The sequence below is a fragment of the Streptomyces sp. NPDC043908 genome (assembly GCF_056435525.1).
Genome location: NZ_JBWKEI010000005.1, coordinates 57,007 through 78,798 on the forward strand (window position 1 = coordinate 57,007; position 21,792 = coordinate 78,798).

The 21,792-nt window shown below is 73.2% G+C and carries 16 protein-coding genes; 10 read left to right on the forward strand and 6 right to left on the reverse strand.

Annotated features, from left to right (window positions below; genetic code table 11):
- The first annotated feature begins 7 nt into the window (after positions 1-7).
- Both fsxC and fxsT read left to right on the forward strand, forming a co-directional pair.
- The gene (fsxC, locus tag AC069K_RS13100) at positions 8-1,348 is read left to right on the forward strand and encodes an FxsC protein (RefSeq protein WP_365105969.1); all 1,341 of its coding nucleotides are present in this window, start codon (positions 8-10) and stop codon (positions 1,346-1,348) included.
- Positions 1,332-5,267, forward strand: a complete 3,936-nt coding sequence (fxsT, locus tag AC069K_RS13105) for an FxSxx-COOH system tetratricopeptide repeat protein (protein WP_365105966.1) — start codon at positions 1,332-1,334, stop codon at positions 5,265-5,267. Before fsxC ends, fxsT begins: the two co-directional genes overlap by 17 nt.
- Positions 5,268-5,333: 66 nt before the next feature.
- Here fxsT and AC069K_RS13110 read toward each other — a convergent pair whose 3' ends face one another.
- Complete coding sequence (locus tag AC069K_RS13110; RefSeq protein ID WP_358833126.1) at positions 5,334-6,203, reverse strand: alpha/beta fold hydrolase; 870 nt, start codon at positions 6,201-6,203, stop codon at positions 5,334-5,336.
- A 212-nt stretch (positions 6,204-6,415) separates the two neighbouring features.
- Between AC069K_RS13110 and AC069K_RS13115 the strand changes: the two genes are divergently transcribed.
- Positions 6,416-7,330 carry a slipin family protein gene (locus AC069K_RS13115; protein ID WP_365106077.1) on the forward strand — a complete coding sequence of 305 codons (915 nt, stop codon included), beginning with the start codon at positions 6,416-6,418 and terminating at the stop codon, positions 7,328-7,330.
- A gap of 33 nt (positions 7,331-7,363) precedes the next feature.
- On the opposite strand, the gene AC069K_RS13120 is transcribed toward AC069K_RS13115, so the two are convergent.
- A complete protein-coding gene (locus AC069K_RS13120) occupies positions 7,364-8,539 on the reverse strand; it encodes a DUF3533 domain-containing protein (protein ID WP_478615328.1) in 1,176 nt (391 codons plus the stop codon).
- A 213-nt stretch (positions 8,540-8,752) separates the two neighbouring features.
- Here AC069K_RS13120 and AC069K_RS13125 point away from each other — a divergent pair, with 213 nt between their 5' ends.
- The 3 genes from AC069K_RS13125 (at position 8,753) to AC069K_RS13135 (ending at position 14,337) form a co-directional block, all read left to right on the forward strand.
- Entirely contained in the window at positions 8,753-12,247 is a 3,495-nt protein-coding gene (locus AC069K_RS13125) for a DNA polymerase III subunit alpha (RefSeq protein WP_478615331.1), read from the forward strand.
- Positions 12,244-13,281 carry a DNA polymerase Y family protein gene (locus tag AC069K_RS13130; RefSeq protein ID WP_478615334.1) on the forward strand — a complete coding sequence of 346 codons (1,038 nt, stop codon included), beginning with the start codon at positions 12,244-12,246 and terminating at the stop codon, positions 13,279-13,281. Before AC069K_RS13125 ends, AC069K_RS13130 begins: the two co-directional genes overlap by 4 nt.
- A gap of 171 nt (positions 13,282-13,452) precedes the next feature.
- A complete protein-coding gene (locus tag AC069K_RS13135; RefSeq protein WP_478615336.1) occupies positions 13,453-14,337 on the forward strand; it encodes an esterase/lipase family protein in 885 nt (294 codons plus the stop codon).
- Here the strand turns inward: AC069K_RS13135 and AC069K_RS13140 are convergent.
- Positions 14,327-15,343: a lytic polysaccharide monooxygenase auxiliary activity family 9 protein gene (locus AC069K_RS13140; RefSeq protein ID WP_365105951.1), complete on the reverse strand. Its 1,017-nt coding sequence runs from the start codon at positions 15,341-15,343 to the stop codon at positions 14,327-14,329. The two genes, AC069K_RS13135 and AC069K_RS13140, sit on opposite strands and share 11 nt — an antisense overlap.
- Positions 15,344-15,533: 190 nt before the next feature.
- Here AC069K_RS13140 and AC069K_RS13145 point away from each other — a divergent pair, with 190 nt between their 5' ends.
- A complete protein-coding gene (locus tag AC069K_RS13145; protein WP_478615340.1) occupies positions 15,534-16,034 on the forward strand; it encodes a GNAT family N-acetyltransferase in 501 nt (166 codons plus the stop codon).
- Positions 16,035-16,061: 27 nt separating this feature from the next.
- Here AC069K_RS13145 and AC069K_RS13150 read toward each other — a convergent pair whose 3' ends face one another.
- Positions 16,062-16,562: a ribonuclease FAU-1 family protein gene (locus AC069K_RS13150; protein WP_478615343.1), complete on the reverse strand. Its 501-nt coding sequence runs from the start codon at positions 16,560-16,562 to the stop codon at positions 16,062-16,064.
- A gap of 111 nt (positions 16,563-16,673) precedes the next feature.
- Between AC069K_RS13150 and AC069K_RS13155 the strand changes: the two genes are divergently transcribed.
- On the forward strand, positions 16,674-17,048 hold the full coding sequence (locus tag AC069K_RS13155; protein ID WP_365105942.1) for a GntR family transcriptional regulator: 375 nt from the start codon (positions 16,674-16,676) through the stop codon (positions 17,046-17,048).
- A 316-nt stretch (positions 17,049-17,364) separates the two neighbouring features.
- Here AC069K_RS13155 and AC069K_RS13160 read toward each other — a convergent pair whose 3' ends face one another.
- The gene (locus AC069K_RS13160; protein ID WP_478615348.1) at positions 17,365-18,468 is read right to left on the reverse strand and encodes a DUF5925 domain-containing protein; all 1,104 of its coding nucleotides are present in this window, start codon (positions 18,466-18,468) and stop codon (positions 17,365-17,367) included.
- A 232-nt stretch (positions 18,469-18,700) separates the two neighbouring features.
- On the opposite strand from AC069K_RS13160, the gene AC069K_RS13165 reads away from it, so the two are divergent.
- The gene (locus tag AC069K_RS13165; protein ID WP_478615351.1) at positions 18,701-19,516 is read left to right on the forward strand and encodes an SGNH/GDSL hydrolase family protein; all 816 of its coding nucleotides are present in this window, start codon (positions 18,701-18,703) and stop codon (positions 19,514-19,516) included.
- Here AC069K_RS13165 and AC069K_RS13170 read toward each other — a convergent pair.
- Positions 19,486-21,228 carry a serine/threonine-protein kinase gene (locus AC069K_RS13170; protein ID WP_478615354.1) on the reverse strand — a complete coding sequence of 581 codons (1,743 nt, stop codon included), beginning with the start codon at positions 21,226-21,228 and terminating at the stop codon, positions 19,486-19,488. The two genes, AC069K_RS13165 and AC069K_RS13170, sit on opposite strands and share 31 nt — an antisense overlap.
- Positions 21,229-21,497: 269 nt before the next feature.
- On the opposite strand from AC069K_RS13170, the gene AC069K_RS13175 reads away from it, so the two are divergent.
- Positions 21,498-21,761, forward strand: coding sequence for a hypothetical protein (locus AC069K_RS13175; RefSeq protein ID WP_358837533.1), 264 nt, complete (start codon positions 21,498-21,500; stop codon positions 21,759-21,761).
- Positions 21,762-21,792: the final 31 nt, after the last annotated feature.

A 21,792-nucleotide genomic window follows, 5' to 3' on the forward strand; every position in this document is an offset into this window, starting at 1 on the left:
GGGTCGTGTGCACGCATCAGCGCAGCCGCGTCCGGCCGACCAACATCGGCCCTACTTCTTTCTGAGTTACGCGCACACGCCGAGGTACGGGGCGGGCGGCCCGGACCCCGACATGTGGGTGGAGCGGCTTTTCCGTGATCTCTGCGGCCATGTGATGGCCATGACCGACCTGCCCGCCGGTGCGCCCGCCGGCTTCATGGACCGGGAGATACGCTCCGGCGAGGGCTGGTCGGAGCGTCTCGGCGAAGTCCTCGCCTCCTGCCGGGTGTTCGTCCCGCTGTTCTCGCCGCGCTACTTCGCGAGCGAGATGTGCGGCCGCGAGTGGTACGCGTTCGAGCAGCGCACCATCCAGCACCAGGCCCATACCAACCGCCCGGCCGAGGCGATCGTGCCGGCGCTGTGGGTGCCGGTCCCGCCCGAGCAGCTGCCCGGGCCCGCCGAGCGGTTGCAGTTCAACCACCGGGCCTTCGGCGACCGCTACGTCACCGACGGCCTCTACGGGCTGATCAAACTGCGCATATTCGCCGAGGAGTACGAACGCGCGGTCTACGAGCTCGCCAAGCGGATCGTCAGCGTCGCCGACGCCACCGCGATCCGGCCCGGCCGCCACGTCGACTACCGGCTGGCGCCCAGCGCCTTCGGCCCGTCCGCCGGCGAGGGCCCCCGCCCGATGCACGTCACCGTGGCCGCGCCGACCCGCCACGAGCTGCCCGAGGGCCGCGACGAGGCGTACTACGGCGACAGCCCGCTGGAATGGAACCCCTACCACCCGCTCTCCGCCCGGCCGCTGGCCCTGGTGGCGGAGGACATGGTGCGCTCGCTCAACTACCAGACCACCGTCTCCTCCTTCGACGAGGAGGTGCTGCACCTCGACGGCAAGCAGCCCCCCTCGCGGCCGGAGATCCTGCTGGTGGACCGGTGGGCACTGGAGGACGAGGACCGGCGGGCCCGGCTCGCGGCCTTCGACGCCGAACACCGGCCCTGGGTGAGCGTGGTCGTCCCCTGGAACCGCGACGACCACCAGAGCCGGGCGTCGGAGGCGGAGCTGTCCCACCGGCTGGAGGAGACCATGCCGTCCAAGATGCGCCAGGGACGGGCCGCCTGCCGGGCCGCCGCCAAGGGCGTACCCAGCATGGAGGCCTTCGGGCAGATACTGCCCCAGGTCGTGGAGGCGGCGGCACAGCAGTACCTGAGACACGCGACGGTCTACCCGCCCGCGGGGGGCGGGCACACCGAACGGCCGCGCCTGGTCGGGCCGATGGGCACCGATTTCGGCACCACGCAGTACATCCCCGACAGGCTCGATCACGCGCCCGATGCGGAGGAGACGGATGACAGCCAGTCGTGACGGACGCATCGTCACGTTCTACTCGTACAAGGGTGGTACGGGCCGCACCATGGCCCTCGCCAACACGGCCTGGATCCTTGCCGCCAACGGCAAACGGGTCCTCGCGGTGGACTGGGACCTGGAGGCCCCGGGGCTGCACCGCTTCTTCCACCCCTTCCTCGACCCCTCGACGCTGGGCGCCACCACCGGGGTCATCGACCTCATCACCGAATACGCCTGGGCGGCCACCAGTCCCGTGCCGCGCTCGGACGACTGGCACCGCGACTACGCGCGCATCCAGCCGCACGCGGTCTCGCTCACACCCGAGGCGCTGGGCTGGCAGTTCCCCGACGGCGGCACCCTGGACTTCGTCTCCGCCGGCCGGCAGAACCGCGAGTACTCGGCGACCGTCTCCACGTTCGACTGGGACAACTTCTACGACAGGCTCGGCGGCGGCCACTTCTTCGACGCCCTGCGCGAGGACATGAAGGAGAACTACGACTACGTCCTCATCGACAGCCGCACCGGCCTCAGCGACATCGCCGACATCTGCACCGTCCACCTCCCCGACGTCCTGGTGGACTGTTTCACCCTCAGCGACCAGTCCATCGACGGCGCGGCCTCGGTGGCCCGCCAGATAGACGAGCGCTACAGCGGGCAGAACATCCGCATCCTGCCGGTCCCGATGCGCATCGACGAGGGCGAGAAGGAGAAGGCGGACGCCGGCCGGGCGCTGGCCCGCCTCAAGTTCGACCGCTTCCCGGCCGGGCTCTCCGGCGACGAACTCACCGCGTACTGGGGCGCGGTGGAGATCCCCTACCGCCCCTACTACGCCTACGAGGAGACGCTGGCGACCTTCGGCGACGAGGCCGGGCTCTCCAACTCGCTGCTCTCCGCCTTCGAGCGCCTGGCCTCCGTGGTCACCGAGGGCCGGATCACCTCGATGCCCACCGTCAACGAGGAGATCCGGCTCCGCATCCGCGACGCCTTCACCCGCCGCAGGCCCGCCCTCCCGGCCGACCTGTTCCTCAGCTATGTGGCCGAGAACCGGATGTGGGCCGACTGGATCGAGTCCGTGCTGACCCGGGCCGGGTTCCGGGTGGTGCCCCGCGACGTGTCGGCCGAGCCCAGCAGCGCCGACGGGGAGGCGGTCGCCGCCGAGAACGCCGCCCGTACCGTGGTCCTGCTCTCCAGCGCCTACCTCAAGTCGGCGCGGGCCGTGGAGATCTGGTCCCGGGCCGCCGCCGAGGACCCCTCGGGTGCCCGCCGCCAGCTGCTGCCGCTGCGCGTCGGCGACGTCCGGCTCACCGCGCCCTACATCGACCGCAACCCCGTCGACCTGTTCCGCCTCGACGAGGTGCACGCCACCACCGCGCTGCTGCGGGCCCTGGAGCGGCCGGTGCAGATCAGCGACGGGGTGGCGCCGGGGCCGCGCTTCCCCGGCACCGTCCCCAAGATCTGGAACGCGCCGCCGCGCAACCCCGGCTTCACCGGCCGCTCGCTGGTCCTGGAGCGGATGCGCGACCAGCTCGGCGGCGGCCTCGCCGTCGTCCTGCCGCAGCCGCAGACGCTGTACGGACTCGGCGGCGTCGGCAAGACCCAGGTGGCCCTGGAGTACGTCCACCGGTTCATGGCCGACTACGACCTGGTCTGGTGGATCTCCGCCGAGCAGCCCGACGACGTGGTGGCCGGCCTTGCCGAGCTCGGTGTACGGCTCGGGGTGCAGGGCGGCGACGACATGAACTCCGCCTCCCGCGAGGCCATCGACCTGCTGCGGCGCGGGGTGCCCACCTCGCGCTGGCTGCTGGTCTTCGACAACGCCGACGACCCCGAGCAGCTCAAGAAGTTCTTCCCGCCGGGCGGCCCGGGCCACGTCCTGGTGACCTCCAGGAACCAGACCTGGTCGCAGTACGGCGACGCGCTTCCCGTCGACGTGTTCCTGCGCGAGGAGTCCATCGAGCACCTCCAGCGGCGTGCCCCCGGGCTCACCGTGGACGACGCCGACCAGGTCGCCACCGCGGTGGGCGACCTGCCGCTCGCCGTCGAGCAGGCGGCCGCGTGGATCGCGGAGACCGCCACCCCCGTCGCCGCCTATCTGGAGCAGCTGGCGCAGCAGGCGCCCAGCGTCCTCGCGCTCAACCAGCCCGCCGGCTACCCCGAGCCGGTCGCCGCCACCTGGAACGTCTCCATCGAGCGGCTCAAGCAGCGCTCACCCGCGGCGGTCCGGCTTCTCCAGCTCTGCGCCTTCTTCGCGCCCGAGCCGATCTCCGCCAACCTCCTCTACAGCAAGGAGATGATCGACGCCCTCAAGCCGTACGACGCCACGCTCCAGGAGAAGCTGGTGCTCGGCCGGGTCATCCGCGAGATCGGCCGGTTCGCCCTCGCCAAGGTCGACCAGGTCGGCAGCTCCATCCAGGTGCACCGGCTCGTCCAGGCCGTGATCCGGGCGCAGCTCAGCGACGAGGAGCAGATGGACGCCCGGCACGCGGTCCACCGCATCCTCGCGGGCGCCCGGCCGGACGCCGACGAGCCGATCGACAACCCGGAGACCTGGGCGCAGTTCAACACCATCTGGCCGCATCTGACCCCCTCGGGGGCGCGGCTGTGCGACGAGCCGGAGACCCGCCGGCTCCTCATCGACCGCGTGCGCTACCTGTGGAAGCGCGGTGACTTCAACGCGGCCGCCAACCTCGCCGAGGACCTGCGCGAGGAGTGGCGCGAGAAACTGGGGCCCAACGACCTCCAGTACCTGTACCTGCGCTTCCACCTCTCCAACATCCTGCGCTCCCGCGGCCGTTACGTGGAGGCGATGGAGCTGGACGAGGAGACGCTCTCGCGCCAGACGGAGGTGCTGGGCGCCTCGCACCCGCACACGTACATGACCACCAGCGCCCTGGCGATGGACCTCGGCGCGCTCGGCCAGTACAGCAGGGCGATGGAGCTGGCGACCGAGGCGCACGAGGGGTTCCGGCAGATCTTCGACGAGTCGCACCCGCGTACGCTCGCCGCCGCCAACAACCTCGCCCTGAACATGCGCATGCTCGGCCAGTACGCCCGGGCCCGCGAGCTCGACCAGGACGTCTACGACCGGCGCACCGAGGTGCTGGGCCCGGAGCACCCCTACACCCTCTCCTCCGCCATGAACCTGGCGCGCGACCTGCGGGAGATCGGGCGCTACGAGGACTCGGTGGCGCTGCTCAGCCGGACGTACGACCTCTACAAGGAGCAGCTGGGGCGGGCCTTCCCGGGCACCCTGGCGGCGGCCAAGAGCCTCGCCGTGTCGCTGCGCCGCGCGGGCCGGCTGGAGGACGCGCGCCGGCTGACCACCGCGACCCGCAACCGCTACCGCGCCAAGTACACCTCCGCCAACCCCGACTGGCTGGCCTGCGACCTCAACCTGGCCGCCGACCTGTTCGCGGCCGGGGACTCGGCGGCGGCGCGGGACGCGGCCCAGGAGGTCGTCGACCAGTACGTCAAGGTGCCGGGGGAGCGGCATCCGTACACCCTGGCGGCCACCAACAACCTGGGCATCTACCAGTGGGGCTGCGGGGCGCTGGACGCCGCCGACACCCTGTTGGAGAACACCATACGGACGATGCGCGACATACTCGGCGAGAACCATCCGCACACGCTGTTCGCCACCGTCAACCTCGCCAACGTGAAGGCCGACATGGGCGATCTGGAGAGCGCCCTGGAGATCGAGCGGCACACGGTCGCGCGGCTGAGGGAGGTGCTGGGGGCGCACCACCCCGAGACGCTGGCCTGCGCGTCGAACATGTCGGTGACGCTCGACGGGCTCGGCCGCAAGGAGGAGGCGTCGCACGTGCGGACGGAGGCCGTGGAGGAGCTCACGCGCCTGCTCGGCGACGAGCACGCGTTCGTCCGGATCGCCCGGGACGAGCGCAGGGTGCAGCGGGACCTGGAGCCGCTGGCGGTGTGAGCCGGGGGACGGCCGGTGCGACCGGAGTGATCGCACCGGTTCCCCCTCACCGGGTACCGCGGGCTCTCAGTCCTCCTCGATCAGCCAGGTGAGGATGGCGGGCAGGGCGTGCAGCGCGTCGAAGTGGGCGGCGGCCGGCTCCAGGACGGCCGTCGCGCCCGGGATGCGTTCGGCGAGCCAGCGGGAGTGGCCGACCGGGGAGAACACGTCCTTGACGCCGTGCCAGAGCAGTACCTCGCCGATGATGTCGGCGGGGTCGAAGCCCCAGGGGCTGCTCAGGGCGAGCGCGTCGTCGATCCAGCCGTAGGCCGAAGTGCGCAGCGCCTCCTGGTAGTTGCGCAGCAGCATGGAGCGCACCCCCGCGTCCTTGACCACCATCCGGTCGGCGTGGGTGAGGTCGTGGCGCAGTTCGTCCAGGAGCCGGATGGGGTTCCTGCGGATCTCGTCGGAGCGCGGGATGAGCCGGGCGGCGAACTCCTTGGGGTCCAGGGTGGCGGCCGTGTACTCCTCCACGTTGTAGGCGGTCATCCCGTCGAACCAGTCGAGCCCGGCCGCGTCCCGGGGCGCAAGGGTGACCAGCGCCGCGGTGCGGGTGACCCGCTCGGGCAGCAGGGCCGCGCAGGCCAGCGCGTGCGGGGCGCCGCCGGAGCGGCCGACGACGGCGAAGCGCTCCAGGCCGTAGCTGTCCGCGATCGTCTTCACGTCCTGGACGACGTCGGCGACGCTGCGGCCCTCCAGCCGGTCGGAGCCGCCGTAGCCGGGCCGGTCGTAGGCGATCAGCTGCATCCGGCGCTGGTAGAGCACCATGCCGCGCGGCGCGGGGCCGAGACGGCTGCCCGGGGTGCCGTGCAGCAGGAAGACCGGTCTGCCCCGCGGGTCCCCGAAGCGCTCCACCATCAGATGCCGGCCGTCGGCCGCTCGCACCCGACCGCGCACGCGTGCCCCCTGAGGTAGTGAATCGCGATACCGATCGCCGGGCCCGTCCTCGTACCGCCCATATCGTTTGTCGTATACAGGCATCGACTGTTGCGGCATTCCCCTCCCGCCCGCGTTTTACCCATTCAGTGGAGTGTGACCGGGACTCCCCCCGGGACGGAAGCGGAGTTACCGTCGAAGTACACGTCCGATTCGGACCCTTGGGGGCCGTGATGGTCGAGGCATTGGTGGCGACGGCGGTGGCCGTCGGATCCGCCGGCATCGTGTACGTGATGGCGGCGGCCCGGGTCGTCAAGCAGTACGAACGCGGTGTGGTCTTCCGGCTGGGCAAACTCAGGGGGTCGGTGCGGGGCCCGGGATTCACCCTGATCCTTCCGTTCGCCGACCGTCTCCACAAGGTGAACATGCAGATTGTGACGATGCCGGTCCCGGCGCAGGACGGGATCACCCGGGACAACGTCACGGTCCGGGTGGACGCGGTGATCTACTTCAAGGTGGTCGACCCGGCGGACGCCGTCATCCAGGTCGAGGACTACCGTTTCGCGGTCTCCCAGATGGCCCAGACCTCGCTGCGTTCGATCATCGGCAAGAGCGACCTCGACGATCTGCTCTCCAACCGCGAGAAGCTCAACCAGGGCCTTGAGCTGATGATCGACAGCCCGGCGATGGGGTGGGGCGTGCAGATCGACCGGGTGGAGATCAAGGACGTCTCGCTGCCGGAGACGATGAAGCGCTCGATGGCCCGTCAGGCCGAGGCGGACCGGGAACGCCGGGCCCGGGTGATCAACGCGGACGCGGAGCTCCAGGCGTCGAAGAAGCTGGCCGAGGCGGCCGGGGTGATGGCGAAGGAGCCCGCCGCCCTCCAACTCCGGCTGCTCCAGACGGTGGTGGCGGTGGCGGCCGAGAAGAACTCGACGCTGGTCCTGCCGTTCCCGGTGGAGCTGCTGCGCTTCCTGGAACGGGCGACGCCGCAGACGTCGGACCCGGCGGCGGGGGGCCCTGGGGCGGGTGCGCCCGTCGCGGGTGGGCCCGGGCCGGAGGCGCCCGGCCCGGACGTGCCGGTCCGCGCCCCCTCCGAGTCCGGCCGGGAGGGTCTCCCGGCGGACCCGCCGCCGATCGCGCTGTGAGCGCCGGTCGCGCTCACGCGGCCGTGGCCGCGCTCACGGGGTCGCCGGGCCGTGCGGGGGTTCGGCCGCCGGGCCGTGGCCGCGCCCGGGTTCGGCCGTCGATCCCCCGGCGCGGGGCCCGGCCGCAGGCCCGGTGCGAGGTCCGGCCGCAGGCCCGGTACGGGGCCCGGACGTCGGCCCCGTGCCCACTTCCAGCGGGTCGTCCCCCGCGTCCTCGTCCCTCCTGCGCACCCCCGCCATGACCAGGGTGACCACGGCCCCGCCCACCGCCCAGGCGGAGAGGACCAGGAGCGGGCCGGTGACCGCGTTGCCCCGGAAGTACGCGATGGAGCGCGCCGCCCAGGTGCCGGCGCCCGGGGGCAGCGCGGGGCCGATCGCCTTCCAGAACGGTGGCAGCAGCGGATACGGGTAGGCGCCGCCCGCGCTCGGGTTGCCCAGGACCACCACGACCAGGATGGCGAGGCCGATGCCGATGATCCCGGCCAGGCCCTGGAAGGCCAGGGTGGTGGCGCCGACCGCGAACACGACCAGCGCGCCCAGCCCCGCCAGGCCCGGATAGCTGCCCGGCAGCGCGCCGAGCACCGGCCCGATGATCAGCGCGCCGAGCAGCCCGGCGGCGATCGAGTACACCGCGAGGGCGGCGAGGCGGATCACCGCCCGCTGGAGGTTGGCGGGCCGGGCGCCGTGGCTGATCGCCAGGATCGCGGCGCACAGATAGCCGCCCACGCACCAGCCGACGACCAGGTAGAACGAGGACAGGCCCCGGGCGTCCTGCCGGTCGGCCGGGGCGACGTCGACCACCTTCACGGTCCGGTGCTCGGCCTTCTCCACCGCGGTGACGACCAGCTCGACGGCCTGGGAGAGGGAGGCCCCGCCGCCGCCCGCGACGAGCAGGGTGTCGGTGGTGGACCTCGGGTCCACGATCAGCGCGCCGTCGAGGTCGCGGTCGCGCAGCTTCCGGGTGGCGGCGGCCGCGTCCTCGACCGCGCGGGCGTCCAGCGCGCCACCGGGGAGGGCGTTCAGCCGCCCCACGGTCGTCCCGCTGACCTCGGCGGGCGCGACCACCCCGAACCGGACGTCCTTCGGTCTGGGGTTGTGGAAGGCCCCGGCGTAGGACGCGATGAACGCGACCATCAGCCCGAGCACTCCGATGACCAGCAGCGCGGCCCGCACGGTGACGGCGCTCTTCACCTCGTCGACGAACGTCATGCCCTCACGCTCCGGGCCCCGGCGGGGCGGCGCAGTCGGGGTTGAGCCGAATGGCTGACCGCCCAGCCCGCCCAGCCCGCCGACCCGCCGACCCGCCGACCCCACCGTACGGAGCACCCCGACCCGTATCGAACATCTGTGTCGTACGCACGTTCGAAATTGGTCTATGGTGAAAGGAGGGGGAAGTGAGAACGATCGGTCCAGGAGGTGCGGATGCCCGGCTTCACGCATCTGCGCACGGTTTCGGGTTTCTCCCTGCGGTACGGGGCCTCCCACCCGGAACGGCTCGTCGAGCGCGCCGCCGACCAGGGCATGGACGCGCTCGCCCTCACCGACCGGGACACCCTCGCCGGGGCGGTGCGCTTCGCCAAGGCGTGCGCGGCCAAGGGAGTGCGCCCGCTCTTCGGCACCGACCTCGCCGTCCCGGAACACCCCCTCGAACAGGCGAAGGGGAGCGCCCCCGCCCGGCGTCCGCGCACCCCGGTCCGCGGCGGCGCCTTCGTCGACGAGTCGGCGCCGCGCGCCACCTTCCTCGCCCGGGACGGCGCCACCGGCTGGGCGGAGCTCTGCCGGCTGATCACCGCCGCCCACACGGCCGCGGGGCCGCCCGTCCTGACCTGGTCCGCGCTGCCCGCCGAAGGGCTCACCGTGCTGCTCGGGCCCGCCTCCGAGGTGGGCAGGGCGCTCGCGGCCGGGCGCCCGGACCTCGCCGCACGCCTCCTCGCGCCCTGGCGCGAGCTGTACGGCGACGCCCTGCGGCTCGAAGTCGTGCACCACGGGCGCCCGGGCACCGGCCCCGGCTCGCTGCGGCTCGCCGCCCGCACCCTGGGCCTCGCCGCCGACCAGGGCGTGCCGGCCGTGCTGACCAACGCCGTGCGGTACGCGGACCCCGGGCTAGGGCCGGTCGCCGACGTCCTGGACGCGGCCCGCCGGCTCGTCCCCGTCGACCCGCGCCGGGGGCTGGACAGCGGCGAGCGCTGGCTCAAGGACCCGGCCGCCATGGCCCGCGCCGCCGAGCGGGTCGCCGAGGCCGCTGGGCTGCGCCGGGACGCCGCGCACCGGCTGCTCGCCACGACCGAGGAGACCGCTGCCGCGTGCCGGGTCGACCCCGCCCGGGAGCTGGGCATCAAGACCTACAGCTACTTCCCCGAGCCCCATCTCGTCGGCGCCGCCGGCCGCACCCCGCAGCGGGTCCTCGCCTCCCGCGCCGCCGCCGGCATGGTGCTGCGCGGCTACGACCGCGACCGCGCGTACTGGGAGCGGATGCACCGGGAGCTGGACGTCATCGCCTTCCACGGCTTCGCCGCGTACTTCCTCACCGTCGCCCAAGTCGTCGACGACGTGCGGGAGATGGGCATCCGGGTGGCCGCGCGCGGCTCCAGCGCCGGGTCGCTCGTCAACCACCTCCTCGGCATCGCCCACGCCGACCCCGTCGAGCACGGCCTGCTGATGGAGCGCTTCCTGTCCCACCGGCGCTATGTGCTGCCCGACATCGACATCGACGTGGAGTCCGCCCGCCGCCTCGACGTCTACCGCGCGATCATGGACCGCTTCGGCACCGAACGGGTCGCCACCGTTTCCATGCCCGAGACCTACCGGGTCCGCCACGCCGTACGCGACGTGGGCGCCGCGCTGTCGATGGACCCGGCCGAGATCGACCGGATCGCCAAGGCCTTCCCGCACATCCGGGCCCGCGACGCCCGCACCGCCATGGCCGAACTGCCGGAGCTGCGCGGGATCGCGGCGGAGCAGGGGCGGCACGGCAGGCTGTGGGATCTGGTGGAGGCGCTGGACGGGCTGCCGCGCGGAATCGCCATGCACCCGTGCGGAGTGCTGCTCTCCAACATCACCCTGCTGCGCCGCACCCCGGTGGTGGCGAGCAGCGGGGAGGGGTTCCCCATGTCCCAGTTCGACAAGGAGGACGTGGAGGACCTCGGGCTGCTCAAGCTGGACGTCCTGGGGGTGCGGATGCAGTCGGCGATGGCGCACGCGGTCGCCGAGATCGGCCGCACCACCGGCCGGAAACCGGACCTCGACGACCCGCGCCAGGTCCCGGAGGGCGACCTGCCGACCTACCGGCTCATCCGCTCCACCGAGACGCTCGGCTGCTTCCAGATCGAGTCGCCGGGCCAGCGCGATCTGATCGGACGGCTCCAGCCCTCGACCTTCCACGACCTGGTCGTGGACATCTCGCTCTTCCGGCCGGGACCGGTCGCCGCCGACATGGTCCGGCCGTTCATCGAGGCGCGCCACGGCCGGGCCCCGGTGCGCCACCCGCACGAGGACCTGGCGGACGTCCTGGGGGAGACCTACGGCGTGGTTGTCTTCCACGAGCAGATCATCAACATGCTGGCCGTCATGACCGGCTGCGACCGGGCCATGGCCGACCAGGCCCGGCGCGCCCTCTCCCACCCCGAGTCGCAGGAGGAGATCCGCCTCTGGTTCACCGCGTGCGCGGCCGAGCGCGCGTACACGCCCGAGGTCGTCGACCGCACCTGGGAGATCATCAAGTCCTTCGGCTCGTACGGCTTCTGCAAGGCGCACGCCGTCGCCTTCGCCGTGCCGACCTACCAGTCGGCCTGGCTGAAGGCCCACCATCCGGCCGCCTTCTACGCCGGGCTGCTCACCCACGACCCCGGGATGTACCCCAAGCGGCTGCTGCTCGCGGACGCGCGGCGGCGCGGGGTGCCGATCCTGCCGGTGGACGTGAACCGGTCGGCGGCCGTCCATCGAGTCGAACTGGTGTCCGGTTCGCGGACCTGGGGGCTCCGTCTCGCCCTCGCGGACGTCCAGGGGATCAGCGAGGCCGAGACCGCCCGGATCGAACAGGAGCAGCCCTACTCCTCCCTGCTCGACTTCTGGCGGCGGGCCAGGCCCAGCCGCCCCGTCGCCGAACGGCTCGCCCAGGTCGGCGCGCTCGACGCGTTCGGCGGCAACCGGCGCGACCTGCTGCTGCACCTCGCCGAACTCCACCGCGCCCAGCGGGCGGCCGGGTCCGGCGGCGGCCAGCTCCCGCTCGGCGACGGGCGGCGGACGGCCCGCGCGGGACTGCCCGACCTCGACGAGGCGGAGCGGCTCAGCGCCGAGCTGGGCGTCCTCGGCATGGACGCCTCCCGCCATCTGATGGTGGACCACGAGACGTTCCTGAAGGAGCTGGGCGTGGTCTCGGCCAAGCGGCTGCGGGACGCCGCGCACGGGGAGACCGTCCTGGTCGCGGGCGCCAAGGCGGCCACCCAGACCCCGCCCATCCGGTCCGGCCGGCGGGTCGTCTTCACCACGCTGGACGACGGGACGGGCCTGGTCGACCTCGCGTTCTTCGACGACAGCCACGCCGCCTGCGCCCACACCGTCTTCCACTCCTGGCTCCTGCTGGTACGCGGAGTGGTGCAGCGGCGCGGTCCGCGCAGCCTCAGCGTGGTGGGCGCCGCGGCCTGGAACCTGGCCGAACTGGCCGAACTGCGCCGCGAGGGCGGCCTGGACGCGGTCGCCGCCCGGCTGTCGGCTTCTGCCCCTGACCGCGGGGACGCCGGCGAGGGCGCCGGCGGGGACGGCGAGGGGGCGCCCGGCGGGGAGAGCGACGGCGGGCGCCGCATCGAGCTGCCCACCGGCTACCGGCTGAACCCCTGGGCCGACCTCCGGCCCGCCGGTGAGGGAGTCGCCGCCACCGGCCGCAAGCTGTGGCACCAGAGCCGGGGGAGCGCGGGATGATCCTCTGCGTACGGTTCCAGGTGCCGCCCGGGGACGCGGGCGCGGGCGCGGGCGGCGGGTGCGAGGCCGCCCTCCCCGGACTGCTCGCGATGCTCGGCGGTCTCACCCCGGTCGTCCAGGCGCTCCCCCCGGACGCCGCGCTCGTCGACGTGCGGGGCGCCGAGCGGTACTTCGGGTGGAACGCGGCCCAGCTCGCCTCCGTCATCCGGGTCAGGGCGCTCGCCCACCGCGGGGTGGACTGCACCATCGGGGCCGGGCCCAACCCCATGCTGGCCCGGATGGCCGCCCGGGGCGCCCGGCCGGGCGCGACCCTGGTGCTGCCCCCGGACGAGGTGCCCCGGTTCCTGCGGGACAAGCCCGTCGCCGCGCTGGACGGGGTCGGCTCCGCGACCGCCCGTACCCTCTGCTCGTACGGACTCGACTCGATCGGCAGGGTCGCCGCCGCCCCGCTCGCCACCCTCCAGCGGATCGTCGGCGCGCGGGCCGGCCGCGAGCTCCACGAACGGGCCCTGGGCATCGACCGCACCCCCGTCGTCCCGAACGCGGCGGCCCGCTCCCTCGGCGCCGAACGCTCCTTCCCCCGCGACGAGGTGGACCGCGACCAGCAGCGCCGTGCCCTGCTCTCCCTCGCGGAGGAGCTGGGTGTCCGGCTGCGCGGCACGGAACAGGTGTGCCGCTCCCTGACGCTCACCGTCCGGTACGCCGACCGGTCCACCACCACCCGCGGCCGCACCCTGCGCGAGCCCACGGCCCACTCCCCGGCGCTCATCGCCTCGGCCTACGCGATCCACGAGTCGCTCGGCCTCCAGCGGGCCCGCGTCCGGAGCCTCTCCCTGCGGGCCGAGGGGCTCGCCCCCGCCCGGCAGGCCTCCCGGCAGCTGACGTTCGACCCCGTGGACGAGCGGGCCCGCCGGATCGAGGCCGTCGCCGACCGGGCCCGGGCCCGCTTCGGCCCGGCCGCGATCATGCCGGGGGCGCTGGCGCGGCCCGCTCCGGGCGCCGGCTCCGGCGGCCCCCTCGCCGACGCCGCCTGACCGCCGGTCCGGCCTTACCAGCGCAGCACGGAGGCCGCGGCAGTTTTTACTGACGCGTAACTTCACTTCTCGGGCTACCGGTGCGTAATTTGGCGGGCGAACCGTTCTTGTGGTCCGGATCACAGGGTGCATGTCCCCGCAACTCCCTTTGAGCCGCAAGGAGTTCACTCGATGCTGCCCCCCATGCTCCGCCGCCCCCGCAAGCACGCGTTCGCCCGGCCGCTGGCGGCCCTGCTGCTCGCCGCCGCGGCCGCCCTGGTCCCGACGACCGCCGCGCACGCCCAGAGCGCCGCCCCCACCAGCGGCTGGAACGACTACTCCTGCAATCCCTCCGCCGCCCACCCGCGCCCCGTCGTCCTGGTCCACGGCACCTTCGGGAACTCCGTCGACAACTGGCTGGCCCTCGCCCCGTACCTGGTCAACCGGGGGTACTGCGTCTTCTCCCTCGACTACGGCCAGCTCCCGGGCGTACCGCTCTTCAACGGCCTCGGCCCCATCGACAAGTCGGCCGGACAGCTCGCCGCCTTCGTGGACCGGGTGCTCGCGGCGACCGGCACCCCCAAGGCCGACCTCGTGGGCCACTCCCAGGGCGGGATGATGCCGCGCTGGTACCTGAAGTTCCTGGGCGGCGCCTCCAAGGTGAACACCCTGGTCGGCATAGCCCCCGACAACCACGGCACCACCCTGCTCGGGCTCACGGCGCTGCTGCCCTACTTCCCCGGCGCCGAGGACCTGCTCAGACTCAGCACCCCCGGCCTCGCCGACCAGGTGGCCGGGTCGCCGTTCCTGACCAGGCTCAACGCGGGCGGTGACACCGTTCCCGGAGTGCGCTACACCGTCATCGCCAGCCGATACGACGAGGTCGTCACCCCGTACCGCTCGCAGTTCCTGGACGGCCCGGACGTCGACAACGTCCTCATCCAGGACAAGTGCGTCCTCGACCTCTCCGAGCACGTGGCGATGGGCCTCACCGACCGCGTCACCTACCACGAGGTCGTGAACGCCCTCGACCCCGCGCACGCCACCCCCACCACCTGCGCGTCCGTCATCGGCTGAGCCCGCGCCGACGGCGGGCGGCCAGCAGGAGGAACACGGCCCCGGCGGCCAGCGTCCCCGCACCCCCGAGCGCGAGGTACGGGGTGGACCCGCTGCCGCCCGTCTCGGCGAGGTTCTCGGTGCGGGGCACGGCGCCGGCGGCCGGGGCCGCGGCCACACTGTCGGTGTGCGGCTGGTTGCCGGACTGCCCTGCGGCGCCGACCGGTTCGCCCTGCCCGTCCTTACCGGCCGCCGGCCGCGCCGGGGCGCCCGCCCCGGTCCTCGCGTCGTCGTCGCCGTGGCCGTGGTGCTCCACCGTCGATGTGGCGGCGCCGGCCTCGACCTGACGCCGGGTCGGCGCCGAGGCCGCCGGGGCCGGGGCGGAGCCGCCGCGGTCCTTGCCGAACACCACGTCGGAGCAGGTGTAGAAGGCCTCGGGGCTGTCGGAGCGCTGCCAGATCGAATAGAGGAGGTGGCGCCCGGACCGGGCGGGCAGGGTGGCGTCGAAGACGTAGTCCCCGTCGCGCATCGGCGGGTTCGCCACCTTGGCGAACGGCGCGGCCTCCAGGTCCGACCACTTCAGCGGCTTGGCGGGGTCGTACCCGTCCTTGGTGAGGTACAGCTCGAAGGTGCCCTTGTGCGGGGCGGTGCCCTTGTAGCGGAAGGTGTGGCGTCCGGCGGCCAGCCTGGAGGCCGGCCAGTCGGCGCGCGCCAGGTCGAGCCCCTTGTACTTGTCGTTGCCCGCGCTGCACAGCCTGCCGTCCGGGATGATCTGTTTCGACCGGCCCGCGGCGGCGGCGATGTTGACGGCGTTCCAGTCGTAGAACGCCTGGGTGCCACTGGCGGCGACCGCCGCCTTGCAGGCGGCCGAGCGGGGGCTCTCGGGCCCCTCGGCGTAACAGGCGGAGACCCGGCTGACCGGGTCCGTCATGGAGCCGTGGGCGGCGGCCGGCCCGGCCGCGAGCCCGGTCAGCGCGAGCGGCGCCAGGGCCAGGGCGGCGGCGGTGGCAGGGCGGCGAACGGTCATGGTGATGTTCTCCTTCGGTGCGGCGCGGGGGGTGGGTGCGCAGCACGCTAGCCGCCGGATCCCGCGAACAAGGCCGCCGCGAGCGGGAGATGGCGATCTTTATGGCGGCGTTAAGGGACGACTGAGAGCCGGTTAAGAAGAGCCGCTTCCGGCCAGGGAGGACGCCCGCCCGGGGACGTACCGTGGACGCGTGATCAAGACGACCGACGGCGCGGGCGGCGCCGGACACCCCGCCCCCTACGACGCCATCCGCCCCGCCACCCGCGCCGACGTCGCGCGCGTGAAGGAGGTCACCGACGCCGCGTACGGCCACTACGTCCAGCGCATCGGTGTGGTGCCCGCCCCGATGGAGGACGACCACGCGGCGAACGTCGCCGCCGGGCGGGTCTTCGTCACGGGGGATCCGGTCGTCGGCGTCCTCGTGCTCGTCCCCAAGGCGGACCACCTCTTCCTCGACTCCATGGCCGTGCACCCGGACGCCGCGGGATCCGGCCTCGGCCGGCGGCTCCTCGGATACGTCGAGGCCCACGCCCGCGGGCTCGGGCTGCCCGAGGTGCGGCTCTACACCAACGCCAAGATGTGGGAGAACCGCCGGATGTACCCCCGCTTCGGGTACGAGCTGGTGGAGCGGCGGGTGGACGGGCCGTACGACCGCTTCCACTACCGCAAGGAGCTTCCTCCCCGGCCCTGACCGCCGGCCGATCGGCCGATCGGTCGATCAGTCGATCAGTGCGGTGAACCTGCCGCGCCCGGCGAGGAGTTCGAGCTCGTCCAGGGCCTGTACGGCGCGGTCCGCCGCCTGCCGGTCGCGCTCGGCCAGCCCGCTCTCGGCGAACTCGTCCTCGTCCAGGCGGAGCACGGTCGCCCCGTCGGCGGAGACCCACAGGTCGAGGTCCAGGTCCTCGACGACCACCGTCCCGTCGCGCACCACGGCGGGCCGGGTGATGTCGCAGTACCAGCCCTTGAGCGAGGCGTCGGCGGCCCGGACCTCCTTCACCGCGTACCAGCGGTCCCGCCAGTAGTGCTCGGTGAAGACGTCGCCCGGCTCGAAGCGCACGAACCCGAAGTCGCGGACGCCGTCGGCGGCCCAGGGGGCGCGGACGGTGAGCCGCACACCGTCGTCGGACACCACCGTCGCCGGGTAGCCGATCTTCGTACGGCCGCCCTTGACCAGGGTGACGGTGAGGAGGGAGCCGGGTGCAGCCGAGTTCGCGGACAAGACGTGTCTCCAAGGCGCAGAGGGGTCGGTCGACGCGTCGGACGGTACGCAACGGGGCACGGCGGACGCCTCCCATTTTCGTCCCGCGCGGGGGAGGGGCAGAATCGGCCTGTGACCCTGAAGATCGCCATTGACCAGGAAGCCGCCGACGCTCCGTACGAGCAGTTGCGGGCCCAGATCGCCGAGCGGGCGCGGGCGGGGGTGCTGCCCGCGGGGTACAAGCTGCCCACCGTGCGCGGCCTCGCCGAGGAGCTCGGGCTCGCCGCCAACACCGTGGCCAAGGCCTACCGCGCGCTGGAGGCGGACGGGGTGATCGAGACGCGCGGCCGCAACGGCACGTTCGTCGCGGCGGCGGGCGACGCGGCCGAGCGCCGGGCCGCGGCGGCGGCCCTGGCGTACGCGCAGGAGGCCCGGCGCCTGGGCCTCGGCCGCGAGGCGGCGCGGGCGGCGGTGGCGGACGCGGTGCGGGCGGTGTACGGGGACTGACCCGCGCCCGGTCACGGGCCGCGGGCGGGGCGTCGGGAGCCGGACTCCGCAAGCCGCGGGCCGCGCAGGGGGGTTGAGACGCGCGTCTCTCTTCCCCCCCGGGGGCCTCCTGCAAGTGCAGCCCGAGGCTAGGCGCGCGCGTCTCCCCGGGCCTCCGCAAGTGCAGCCCAAGGCTGAAGCGCGCGCGTCCCCCCGGGCCTCCGCAAGTGCAGCCCAAGGCTGAAGCGCGCGCGTCCCCCCGGGCCTCTGCAAGCCCAGCCCGCCCCACGGCCCAGCCGCCCCACGCCCGGCCCGCCCCCGCGAGTACCGCCCCCTCCTACAAGTACAGCCCCGCGTCGGCGCCCTCCCTGGGGTCCGGGACGCTCGGCGGGGCCGTGCCGCGGCGCAGGGCGAACAGCTCCGCCAGCGTCGCGCCCTCGCGGCCGACGCCCTCCTCCGTGCCCAGCCAGGTGACCGCCTCGCGCCGGGTCATCGGTCCCACCTCGATCCGGGCCAGGCACCGGCCGGGGCGGACGACCGCGGGGTGCAGGCGCTCCAGGTCCTCGTTGGTGGTGACGCCGACCAGGACGTTGCGGCCCTGGCCCAGCAGACCGTCCGTCAGGTTCAGCAGACGCGAGAGGGCCTGCCCCGCCGTGTGCTTGGCCTCGCCCCGGATCAGTTCGTCGCAGTCCTCCAGCAGCAGCAGCCGCCAGCGGCCCTTCGCCGAGCCGTCGTCCTCGCCGATCGCGATGTCCATGAGGTAGCCGACGTCGTTGAAGAGGCGCTCGGGGTCCAGGACGCAGTCCACCTGGCACCAGTCGCGCCAGGAGCGGGCGAGGGTGCGCAGCGCCGACGTCTTGCCGGTGCCCGGCGGGCCGTGGAGCAGCAGCAGCCGGCCCGCGATGTCGTCGGGGGTCACCTTCATCAGGCGGTCCATCGCCTCGGCCACCGGTGCCGTGTAGTTGGGGCGGACCTCCTCCCAGGTCCCGGCCGCGATCTGACGGGTGGTGCGGTGCGGGCCGCGGCGCGGTGAGACGTACCAGAAGCCCATGGTCACGTTCTCCGGGACCGGCTCCGGCTCGTCCTCCGCGCCCTCGGTGGCCTGCCTGAGCACTCTCTCGGCGAGCTCCTCGCTGGTCGCCGTCACCGTGACGTCCGCGCCCCGGTTCCAGCGGGAGACGAGCAGCGTCCAGCCCTCGCCCTCGGCGAGCGTGGCACTGCGGTCGTCGTCGCGCGCCGCGCGCAGCACGGTCGCTCCCGGCGGCAGCAGCCCGGCGCCCTTCTTGACGCGGTCGATGGAGGAGCTGTGCGAGAAGGGCTGCTCGCCCGTGGCGAACCGGCCGAGGAACAGCGCGTCGACGACATCGGAGGGGGAGTCGCTGTCGTCCACGTTCAGCCGGATCGGCAGCGTTGCTTCAGGGTTCGCGGACATGGCTTCCATGATCCGGCAACCCGCCTTGCGGCGCACGGTCTTTTGTCACTCCCGGAAAGGCCCCCGGGGCAAGGGGTGTGCAGGCAAGTTCCGTGCGGACGAGGTCAATTGACGGGAACGCATGGTCAGGGTTTCCCCCGGAGGAGCGGATTTCTGAAAGTTCTTGGCATGTCCACTTCCGGTGATCCCTACTCGCTGGTACCACATCTGTGGCGGATATCCCGCACTAGGAGGCCCCCACATGAAGCTCTCCCGTATGACGGCCCATGTGTCGTCGATCTTCCTGACCGCCGTCTTCGCCCTCACCGGGGCGGGCGTGGCCAGTGCCGCGACCCACGCCCAGGCCGCGGGCACCGACTACGTGGCGCTCGGCGACTCCTACTCCTCGGGAGTGGGAACCGGTACGTACGACAGCTCCAGTGGTTCCTGCAAGCGCTCGCCCAAGGCCTACCCGTCCCTGTGGGCGGCGTCCCACGCCCCCGCCTCGTTCGCCTTCACCGCCTGTTCCGGCGCGACCACCGACGATGTGAAGGCGGGTCAGCTCGGCCCGCTCACCTCCGCCACCGACCTCGTCTCGATCACCATCGGCGGCAATGACGCGGGCTTCTCCGACGTCATGACCACCTGCGTCCTGAACTCGCAGTCCACCTGCCTCAACCGCATCAACCAGGCGCGCACCTACGCCGACACCGTCCTGCCCGCGAAACTCGACTCCGTCTACGACGCGATCAGGGCCAAGGCCCCCAACGCCCACGTCGTCGTCATCGGCTACCCGCACTTCTACAAGATCGGCGGCAGCTGCTTCCTCGGGCTCAGCGACACCTCGCGCGCGGCCATCAACAGCGCCGCGGACGAGCTGAACACGGTCACCGCCAAGCGCGCGGCCGACCACGGCTACAGCTTCGCCTCGGTCGTCCCCGCCTTCACCAACCACGAGATCTGCTCCGGCAGCGCCTGGCTGAACAGCCTCGTCTGGACCAACATCGGCGAGTCCTACCACCCCACCGCCGCCGGCCAGTCCGGTGGCTACCTGCCCACCTTCGCCAACGCGGTCTGATCCCCGTCCGTCGTCACCGCGTCCGGCGGGCGGAGTGAGCCGTCGTCCGCCGGACGCGTGGAAGAAGCAGCAGAAGAAGAAGCAGAAGAAGCAGAGGAAGCGGAAGCAGACGACGAGGAGGAGGGTCCGCCCGTCGGGGTCTCCTCCTCGCACGTCACCGCGTACGCCACGGAATTGGACGCCGCCGCGACCGGCGAGCGCACCTCGAACCGCACCGCGTTGCGCGTGGTCCCGGCCGTCCCGTCCCCCGACTCGACGTGCCGCAGCTGCCTGGTCCTCGCCTCGCCGGACGCGAAGCCCAGCGTCTTCCAGCCCGGGTCGGACGACTCCCCGTCCGCCGTCACCCAGCGGTACTGGACCTCCACCGGGGTGCGGCCCACGGTGACGGTGGCGACCACGGCCGGGGCGGCCTCGTCCGGCGGCGGGCACCGCCCCTCGTAACTTCCGCGCACGGCCCGCAAGGAGACCCTCACGGACTGCGCGGGCGTCGCCGAACCGCTCGGGCTCGGGCTCGGGCCGGGACCCGTGCTGCTCGGGGCGGCCGTGGTGGCGCTGTGGCTCGTGGCGGCGGCGCTGTGCGGCGCGGAGTGCGACGCCGGGCCCGGCGCGGACGTCGTGGCCGTGCTGTTCCCGGCCTCCGCGTCGCCCCCGCTGTGCACCAGCGCCCACACCAGGGCGCCGAGCGCGAGCAGCAGGACGAGCACGCCGGCCACCAGCAGGACCCCCGCCCCGCCGCGACGGGGCCGGTCCTCCTCGGCCGCCGGGACGTACGCCCCCGGCGCCACCCGGGTCGGCGGCGTCGGGTCCGCGCCCGGCATCCCCGAGGCGACGGTCGGTGCTTCGTACGGTCCGGGGTACGGCGGCGGGATGTCGCGCACCTCGCCTCCCGCGCCCACCACCCGCAACTGCTGCTCGGCCTCCTCCGGCGACAGCCGCTCGGCCGGGTCCTTGCGCAGCAGCCCCGCGATCACCGGGGCGAGCGCCCCCGCCCGGCGCGGCGGCGGCAGCTCCTCGTCCACCACGGCCCGCAGCGTGGAGAGCGGGGTGGACTGGCGGAAGGGCGAGCTGCCCTCGACCGCCGCGTACAGCAGTACCCCCAGCGACCACAGGTCCGAGGCGGGTCCGGGAGTGCGGCCCAGCGCCTGTTCGGGGGAGAGGAATTCGGGTGAGCCGATCACCTCACCGGTCATCGTGAGCGTGGACGTGCCCGCCACCATGGCGATGCCGAAGTCGGTGAGGACCACCCGGCCGTCGTTGGCGAGCAGCACGTTGGCGGGCTTGACGTCGCGGTGCAGCACCCCGGCCCCGTGCGCCGCGCGCAGCGCCGCGACGACCTCGGCGCCGACGTGCCCGGCGCGCTGCGGAGTGAGCGGGCCGTCCGCCTCCAGCACCTCGGAGAGCGAGAGCCCGCGGACGAGCTCCATCACGATCCAGGGGCGGCCCTCGTGGGTCGCCACGTCGTAGACCGTCACCACGTTGCGGTGCGATATCCGGGCCGCCGCCCACGCCTCGCGTTCGAGGCGCGCGTACATCCGCTGTTCGTCGGGGGAGTCGAGCCCGGCCGGCGCCCGTACCTCCTTGACCGCGACCTCGCGTCCCAGCACCTCGTCGCGCGCCCGCCACACCTCGCCCATGCCGCCGCGGCCGAGCGGGGAGAGCAGACGGTAGCGTCCTTGGATCACGCGCTGTTCGCTGCCCGGCACTTCGCTCACCGGCGGGCCTCCTTGGCGACGGGACGACCACAACACGACCGACTACCGCGAATCCTTTCCACGTTAGCTCAGGTCACGCCGGTAGCGGCCCCCTCGGACGCGTAGTCCAACTCGCCCTGGAATCAGGCATATTCAGAGAGTAATCAGGGTCTTCTGTCAACCCCTGCCCGGGAGAGGTGAATCCCACCACCGGGATACACGAGTGTGACGCGGGGGCGATAGGGTTACCCTGCCCGGGGCCGGGTGCCCTCGTATGGGTGGGGAGTGACATGGAACAGATAACAGTGCGCAGCAGGGCGCGAGTACCTGCCATCACCTGCGGGAGCAGTGCGACCAGCTCGCGGCTCGACCGCCATCTCTCGGTGCTGGGCGGTCCCGCCGTCCCACTGCGGGAGTCGGCCGAGGCGACCTTGCTGATGCGTGAGCTGACCTCGCGTGACGTCGCGCACAGCCGGAGGAGCAAGAGCGCCCGCGTTTCGCTCTTCGCCCCGCTGCGGCGCCTTCGCCGCTCGCTCTTCGGCAGCCGCGGCTGAAGTCCACGACAGCCCACGATCAGTGACTTCC

Excerpts from the sequence above, each read along its gene's own strand:
- AC069K_RS13160 (WP_478615348.1), bottom strand. The coding sequence starts at position 18,468 with ATGGAAGCCATGTCCGCGAACCCTGAAGCAACGCTGCCGATCCGGCTG.
- AC069K_RS13140 (WP_365105951.1), bottom strand. The coding sequence starts at position 15,343 with ATGACCGTTCGCCGCCCTGCCACCGCCGCCGCCCTGGCCCTGGCGCCG.
- AC069K_RS13115 (WP_365106077.1), top strand. The coding sequence starts at position 6,416 with ATGGTCGAGGCATTGGTGGCGACGGCGGTGGCCGTCGGATCCGCCGGC.
- AC069K_RS13165 (WP_478615351.1), top strand. The coding sequence starts at position 18,701 with ATGAAGCTCTCCCGTATGACGGCCCATGTGTCGTCGATCTTCCTGACC.
- fxsT (WP_365105966.1), top strand. The coding sequence starts at position 1,332 with ATGACAGCCAGTCGTGACGGACGCATCGTCACGTTCTACTCGTACAAG.
- AC069K_RS13130 (WP_478615334.1), top strand. The coding sequence starts at position 12,244 with ATGATCCTCTGCGTACGGTTCCAGGTGCCGCCCGGGGACGCGGGCGCG.
- AC069K_RS13125 (WP_478615331.1), top strand. The coding sequence starts at position 8,753 with ATGCCCGGCTTCACGCATCTGCGCACGGTTTCGGGTTTCTCCCTGCGG.
- AC069K_RS13120 (WP_478615328.1), bottom strand. The coding sequence starts at position 8,539 with ATGACGTTCGTCGACGAGGTGAAGAGCGCCGTCACCGTGCGGGCCGCG.
- AC069K_RS13175 (WP_358837533.1), top strand. The coding sequence starts at position 21,498 with ATGGAACAGATAACAGTGCGCAGCAGGGCGCGAGTACCTGCCATCACC.
- AC069K_RS13135 (WP_478615336.1), top strand. The coding sequence starts at position 13,453 with ATGCTGCCCCCCATGCTCCGCCGCCCCCGCAAGCACGCGTTCGCCCGG.